Source organism: Flavobacterium endophyticum, from assembly GCF_003634455.1.
Classification (GTDB): domain Bacteria; phylum Bacteroidota; class Bacteroidia; order Flavobacteriales; family Flavobacteriaceae; genus Flavobacterium; species Flavobacterium endophyticum.
The window spans coordinates 61,045-67,044 of record NZ_RBLC01000008.1; the positions used below are offsets into that span (position 1 = coordinate 61,045).

The following is a 6,000-nucleotide window of genomic DNA, read 5'->3' on the forward strand; positions in this document are numbered from 1 at the left end:
GTCTAGTTCTTTTTCGGATTGCGAGGAGTTCGTATAAGCTCGCTAGCTTGCCCAATTAGTTGTTGGGTTACTCTTTTCTAATGATAAAAAGAAGCGCCTTAAAAGCACATTTAGTAAGAGGATAGCAGATAATCTAAAGATTGTACTTTTGTTATTATTGATAGTAAGATAGAATTACTATAAACATAAAAGAGGGCATTATAGCCCTCTTTTATGTTTTGTACAACGAATTTTTTATAAAGAATTCACCTTTTTCTCTGCGCTAAAGATGAAATACAAGCCTGCAATTATAAAAGGAATACTCAACCATTGTCCGGTGGAGAAAAGCCCTAAGGATTCTTCTATACCGCCTTGGCTCTCTTTTACGTACTCGACAACAAAACGTACTGTCCATAAAAGAACTAAGAACACTCCAAAAAGATATCCTAATTTTTCTCTAGCTTGAGTTTTCCAATATGCAAAATATAAGATGATGAAAACGATGATATAACCTACGGCTTCATATAATTGTGCAGGATGTTTTGGCGTTACCTGTTGAAGAATCGCGGCGTATTCTGGATTCGTAGCAATCTGATGGTAAGCGTCGTTCGCATTATTTGTCTTGGTTTCGATCATAGCCACATCCGGCTTGATACTGTCGCGTATGAATTTGATTCCCATAGGAGAATCCGTCTTATTTCCTACAATTTCAGAATTGAAAAAATTACCTAATCTTACGAAGATTGCGCCGCAAGATACCGGAATAACAATCCTGTCCAAAATCCACAATAGCGGACGTTTGATTATATTTTTACTATAAAAATACATGGTAATGATAATGGCAATAGCAGCTCCGTGACTCGCTAATCCAGAAAAGCCAGTAAACTCAAAATGCGGTTTTGTCTTGAAAGGCAAGAAAACGCTCCAGAAATCTTCGCGGAAAAGCTCCGATTGGTAGAAAATTACATGTCCGAGGCGTGCTCCTAATAATGTTGCGAAAAAAGTATAGATAAAAAGCGTGTCCAATTTTTCAATGGATTCACCTTCGCGCAAATATATTTTTTTCATTAAATACCATCCTAGTACAAAAGCGATTACAAACATTAGGCTGTAATATCTAATTACAAAAAAACCTAAATCGATACCTTCTGATGGATTCCAAACCATGTTTAGAGCTGTAGTCATATTTTTATATTCTTAATTTATCTGTAAAAATAAAGATTTGTTTTAATAGGATTCAAAAAAAGGCGTTAATGTTTGTGCCCGCATGTTTTTTCGGGAACAGGATCGTATCCCTTTCCACCCCACGGATTGCAACTCAAGATCCTTTTGATTCCGAGATAGCCGCCCTTAAACAAACCGTGTATTTGCAACGCTTCTAGCGTATATTGCGAACAGGTTGGTTCGTAACGGCAAGCCGAAGGCAAAAAAGGGGAGATGCCAGCCTGATAAAACCGAATCAGGAGAACAAAAGGGGCGATAAGTATTTTTTTTAAGCCCAAGATGAATACTGTTTAAAAAAAATGATGAAACTTGTCAGCTTCATCATCGTTTGCTAGTTTATTGAGAACGTTGTTCCTTCTTTACCGTCTTTGAGATTGATTCCAAGAGCGGTCAGCTGGTCTCGGATAGTATCGGACAGCGCAAAATCTTTGTTGGCGCGTGCTTCATTTCGCATTCCGATAAGCATGTTCACAACACTGTCTAATTTATCATTATTTTCAAGAGACTTTTCATTGGTCAGGCCTAAAACATCAAACAAGAAACTTTCCATAGCTTTCGTCAGCAGACTCAAGTCTTCTGCGGTAAGGGTCTCTTTGTTTTCTTTTAATAGATTGATATAGCGGACAGCTTCAAAAAGCTGAGCAATCAAAATAGGAGTGTTGAAATCGTCATTCATGGCATCATAGCATGCGGCAATCCACGCCTGGATGTCGATTGTAGAGCTTTGCGAAGGAGTGATTTCATTTATAGTGTCATACGCTTCCATCAATCTCACAAATCCTTTTTCGGAAGCTGCAATCGCATCATCCGTAAAATCAAGATTGCTTCTGTAATGAGCCTGAAGCATAAAGAATCGGGCTACAGAAGGAGAATATTTTTTGCTTAAAAAAGGGCTTCCGCCGGCATAAATTTCTCGAGGCAGTATGTTGTTTCCAGTCGATTTTGCCATTTTTTTGCCGTTTAGCGTAAGCATGTTGGCGTGCATCCAGTAATTTACTGGGGATTGCCCAGTACATGCTTCATTTTGCGCGATTTCGCATTCATGATGCGGAAACTTCAAGTCCATTCCACCGCCGTGGATGTCAAAATGATTCCCGAGGTATTTAGTACTCATTGCAGTACATTCTAAATGCCAGCCTGGAAAGCCGTCGCTCCAAGGAGAAGGCCAGCGCATGATATGTTCTGGTTCGGCTCTTTTCCACAACGCAAAATCTTGAGGATTTCTTTTGTCGGACTGCCCGTCAAGCTCACGCGTATTAGCAATCATATCTTCAAGATTTCGACCGCTTAATATTCCGTAATTATGGGTTTCGTTATATTTTAAGACATCAAAATAAACCGAGCCGTTTGATACATAACCGATTCCATTATCAATAATTTTTTTGATAATCTCGATCTGCTCGATGATGTGTCCGGTAGCGGTTGGTTCGATGCTTGGAGGCAGGAAATTGAATTCCTTTAAGATTTCATGAAAATCGACAGTATAACGCTGTACGATTTCCATCGGCTCTAGCTTTTCGACACGAGCTTTTTTTGCAATCTTATCTTCGCCTTCGTCTTCATCATCAACTACGTGTCCGACGTCGGTAATGTTACGCACATAACGCACTTTGTAACCAAGATGCGACAAGTATCTAAAAACTACGTCAAATGACATGAAAGTCCTCACGTTTCCTAAGTGCACATTGCTATAGACAGTAGGTCCGCAAACATACATTCCGACATTGCCTTCGTGCAAGGGAATAAAAACTTCTTTTTCTCCAGAAAGAGAATTGTATATTTTTAGATTCTGAGTCTTATATAATGGCATACTTATGATTTTTGAAGCACTATGGCAGTTTAAAATTGAGTATCAAATTTAATATAATCTAGGAATTCTCTTCGAGTAGCCTCGTTTTTAAATTTACCACCAAATTCAGAAGTGATAGTGCTGCTTTCGATATCCTTGATTCCTCTTGAATTCACGCAAAGATGTTTGGCGTCAATTACGCAGGCCACGTCTTCGGTATTTAGTACTTTTTGCAGTTCCTGTACAATTTGCATAGTCAAACGTTCCTGAACTTGAGGGCGCTTTGCAAAATATTCAACAATGCGGTTCATTTTAGAAAGACCCACTACTTTTCCGTTTGAAATATAAGCAACATGAGCCCTGCCAATAATAGGAAGGAGGTGGTGCTCGCAAGTAGAATATAAAGTGATGTTTTTTTCTACCAACATCTCGCCGTATTTGTAGTTGTTTTCGAAAGTAGATGCGCTAGGTTTTTTTGCTGGATTCAATCCTCCAAAAATTTCTTTTACAAACATCTTTGCAACACGGTTTGGAGTGCCCTTTAGGCTATCGTCGGTAAGATCCATTCCTAAGGTTTTAAGAATGCTTTCAACGTCTTTTTTTATAAGCTCAATTTTTTGGTCGTCTGATATATCAAAGGCATCACTTCTTAAAGGATTTTTTGCATTTGTAGCAATATGATTATCTCCAATTTCGTCTAGAAAATCTTCATTATTTGTCATTGAAAATGATATGTTATTTTGGATATGTATTTAAGACTGCAAAGATAAATAATTAATGGCAAACAATTTCCATGGATGTTAAATTTAAAAATTTTCAAAATTTAAGATAATTATTTCTTAAATTTATGTAAATTTCGCTCCTCAAAATAATCTAAAAATGAAAAAGAATTATCTTTTATTATTCTTATTTACTTTATTGTTAACAAATAGTTATGGTCAAGATTTAGGCTGTGTCAGCGTAAATGCTATAACTCCACTGCCAAGTTGTAACCCTGGTGACTGTAGAACTATAGTCGCTTCGCCGCCTCTTAACAGTATTCCAAAGCAGACTACAAGTTACGCTTTGGCGCAAACTCCTTTTGTATGGAGAAGCCCTGATAACGTAAATGATATCACGAGTATCACATCGGATGATAGATGGTCGGGTATAATACCACTTAGAGGAAAACAAACAGTGCCTTTTAACTTTTGTTTTTATGGTGAAAAATATAGCGAATGTTTGATAGGTGATAATGGGGCCGTGACCTTTAGTATTTTGGGACATCCGGATTCTCCAGGAGGATTGTATAGACCAAGTTTTTTAGTGCCTGCCGAAAGTGGTAGTGGATGGGCTTTTAATAATCCGATTCCTTCGGGTCCAGGTTATGGTCCTCCTTATAAAAATGCAATTATGATGTTGCAGGATTTGAATATTGCCAATGGGCCTATTGCAAGTACTACAATTAACTACTTTACAGTCGGAACCTATCCATGTAGAGCATTTGTTGCCAACTGGCAAGATGTGCCGCTTTTTGGAAGTTGTGGCGCTTCAGGATTGCAATCGTATCAAATAGTATTATTTGAATCTACGAATGTTATAGAGATTCATGTAAGAAGAAGAACTTCTTGTGCCGCTTGGAACGGAGGTAATGGTCTGCTTGGAATTCAAAATGCAGACGGCTCTTCAGCGTATTCTCCATCCAGCCCAAATAGAAATACAGGTACTTGGCAAGTACTGGATACACAATCAGAGGCTTGGAGATTTACTCCAAACGGCCCTGCTGTTCCAGTTACTTACGAATGGACTGAAGCTGGAAGCCCAGGAACTGTTATAGGAACTGGTCCAACTTTGACTGTTTGTCCAACTGTAACTACTTCCTATTGTGTCAAGGCTACTTTTGGTAGCTGTGATGCAGCCATTCCGCCAATTACTGCGACGGATTGCGCAACTGTGAGAGTTAACGAAGATGAAATAGGTTTTACTCCTAAAGATATCAAGCACTGTACTACAGATACGGATCCTCGACACTTTAATATCGGTATCAATACCGATGTTGTCTTAGGTACTTTTGTGCCCGGGCCACCTGATAATTTAAATCCGTATGATTTTGAAATCAATTATTATGACGATTTAACGAATGCCCAAAATGATCTTTCTCCTATAAATACAGACTTTTATGATCCGGCAAATACAGCAGCTCCTATATGGTACGATCTTGTAGCGCCGGCTACCGATAAGACGCTTTATATAAAAATCCTCGATATTATTTCAAATTGCTCTTATATAATTCCTTTTAAAGTTATTCTAAGAGATTGTGATGCGCAGGAAATTGCACCGCTTATTATTTGTGATATAAATAATGATTTACAGGAAAATTTTGATCTAAATGATGAATTGCCTGCTATTAATGCCGCCATTGCAGCAGAAACAGGTAATCCTCTTCCTTCGGATTATTCCATAACTTTCCATGAAAGTGAAGCTGATGCTGATGATGTTACAACAGCACTTACAGCAGCAGAGGTATTATCTCACCCTGGAGTACCAGGTGATATTATCTATGTTAGAGCAGAAAGTATTGCTGATCCTACAAACTACTTTGTCTATTTCTTTGACTTGGACTTAGTACCAACGCCTACTGCGACCATTTCTGGAACAACTCAGATTTGTGAAAATTCTACTGCAACCATTACGTTTACAGGAACTCCTGGTGCGACTATAGAATATACAGATGAAACAGGTGCCACTAGAACTATTGTATTAGTTGATGATGGTACTGGTACAAATACGGGTACAGCTTCTATTACAACTCCAGTTGCTGTCGCTGGCAACTCATATTCTTATACTTTGGTTAGCGGTTCTTTAACCACAAATGGTGTTACATGTACGCAACCATTGACCGGTACAGCTGTTGTGACTGTTGGTGGTTTACCTACCGCCCAGATCACTACAGCGGACACACCGATCTGCGAGGGCATTGGCATGACGGTAGACGTCCAGGGTACCCCTGGCGCTATCGTCACGTACAC

4 protein-coding genes and 1 pseudogene are annotated in these 6,000 nt (G+C 38.8%); 1 reads left to right on the forward strand and 4 read right to left on the reverse strand.

What is annotated here, in order from left to right; all coding sequences use genetic code 11:
• Positions 1–234 precede the first annotated feature (234 nt).
• The 4 genes from lgt to folE all read right to left on the reverse strand — a co-directional run bounded on the left by lgt (position 235) and on the right by folE (position 3,714).
• Positions 235–1,164, reverse strand: a complete 930-nt coding sequence (lgt, locus tag CLV94_RS16840) for a prolipoprotein diacylglyceryl transferase (RefSeq protein ID WP_121377685.1) — start codon at positions 1,162–1,164, stop codon at positions 235–237.
• 65 nt (positions 1,165–1,229) lie between these two features.
• Entirely contained in the window at positions 1,230–1,481 is a 252-nt protein-coding gene (yidD, locus tag CLV94_RS16845; RefSeq protein WP_121377686.1) for a membrane protein insertion efficiency factor YidD, read from the reverse strand.
• Between the two features lie 53 nt (positions 1,482–1,534).
• A complete protein-coding gene (gene cysS / locus CLV94_RS16850; protein WP_121377687.1) occupies positions 1,535–3,013 on the reverse strand; it encodes a cysteine--tRNA ligase in 1,479 nt (492 codons plus the stop codon).
• Between the two features lie 29 nt (positions 3,014–3,042).
• Positions 3,043–3,714 carry a GTP cyclohydrolase I FolE gene (folE, locus tag CLV94_RS16855; protein ID WP_121377688.1) on the reverse strand — a complete coding sequence of 224 codons (672 nt, stop codon included), beginning with the start codon at positions 3,712–3,714 and terminating at the stop codon, positions 3,043–3,045.
• 343 nt (positions 3,715–4,057) lie between these two features.
• Between folE and CLV94_RS16860 the strand changes: the two are divergent.
• A pseudogene (locus tag CLV94_RS16860) lies at positions 4,058–6,000 on the forward strand (hypothetical protein); the annotation flags it as partial.